1 protein-coding gene is annotated in these 1,298 nt (G+C 69.0%); it reads left to right on the forward strand.

Translation table 11 applies throughout. The features are described from left to right. The first annotated feature begins 67 nt into the window (after positions 1-67). Positions 68-1,269, forward strand: a protein-coding gene (locus tag ACF1A1_RS39345; protein ID WP_392006997.1) for an IS3 family transposase whose coding sequence is annotated in 2 segments (ribosomal slippage) — positions 68-353 and positions 353-1,269 — 1,203 coding nt in all. Because the reading frame shifts where the segments join, the coding sequence is not laid out codon by codon here. Positions 1,270-1,298: the final 29 nt, after the last annotated feature.

Here is a 1,298-nt window from a genome sequence, read left to right on the forward strand (position 1 = left end):
GGGGCTTGACCCCGGATCTTGGACACCCGAGACACTTGGATCTTGAGTCCAGGAGAACGGATGTCCCGTGGTCATGAAGCACTATCCGCCGGAGTTCAAGGCGGACGCGGTCGCGTTGTACGAGTCGCGGCCGGAAGCGACGATCAGGTCGGTCGCCGCTGATCTGGGGGTGAACCCGGAGACGTTGCGGAACTGGGTCCGGGCGGCCGGAGCGAGCCGCCCACGGGGACGCCGGGCGGAGGCGCCCGCCGAGCCGCCCACGCCGCTGGAGGCGGAGAACGCGGCCCTGCGCAAGAAGGTCCGCGAACTCGAGGAGGAACGCGAGATCCTGCGGAAGGCGGCCAAGTATTTCGCCGGGGAGACGCGCTGGTGAACCGCTTCCAGTTCGTCGCCGACCACCAGCGCCGCTACGGCGTGAAGCGGCTGTGCACCATCCTGGGCATCGCCCGCTCCAGCTTCTACTACTGGCGCCGCACTGCCGCGGACCGGGCCGCCCGGCAGGCGGCCGACGCCGCTCTCGCCGCACGGATACGGGCCGTGCACCGTGAGTGGGACGGCACCTACGGCGTCCCCAGGATCACCGCCGAGCTCCGCGACCACGGCGAGCGGATCAACCACAAGCGGATCGCGCGGGTGATGCGGAGCATCGGCCTGGCAGGCGTGCGGCTGCGTCGCAGGCACCGCACCACGAACGCGGATCCGGCCGCGGCGAAGGCCCCGGATCTGATCGGCCGCGACTTCACCGCGAGCGAACCGAACACGAAGTACGTCGGCGACATCACCTATCTCCCCGTGGACGGCGGGAAGTTCCTCTACCTGGCCACCATCATCGACCTCGCCTCACGCCGCCTTGTCGGCTGGGCAATCGCAGATCACATGCGCACTGATCTCGTCATCGACGCCCTGGCCGCCGCCGAACGCACCCGCGGCAGCCTCGCCGGAGCAGTCATGCACACCGATCACGGCGCCCAGTACACCAGCCGGGCGTTCGCCGACGCCTGCCGCAGAGCCGGCGTCCGTCAGTCCATGAGCGCGATCGGCAGCTCGGCGGACAACGCACTCGCCGAGTCCTTCAACGCGACCTTCAAACGCGAGACGCTCCAGGGTCGCAAGCACTGGTCCAGCGAGCGCGAAGCCCGCCTCGACGCCTTCCGCTGGCTGCACCGCTACAACACCCGACGCCGTCACTCCCGCCTCGGACACCGCAGCCCGATCGCTTACGAGACAGCTTCCGAAACAACATCAACTACGCTGACACCAGCCGCATAACCCGTGTCCAGGACTCGGGGTCAGGGCCC

The sequence above is a fragment of the Streptomyces sp. NPDC014995 genome (assembly GCF_043080745.1).
In the GTDB taxonomy this organism is placed as follows: Bacteria; Actinomycetota; Actinomycetes; order Streptomycetales; family Streptomycetaceae; genus Streptomyces.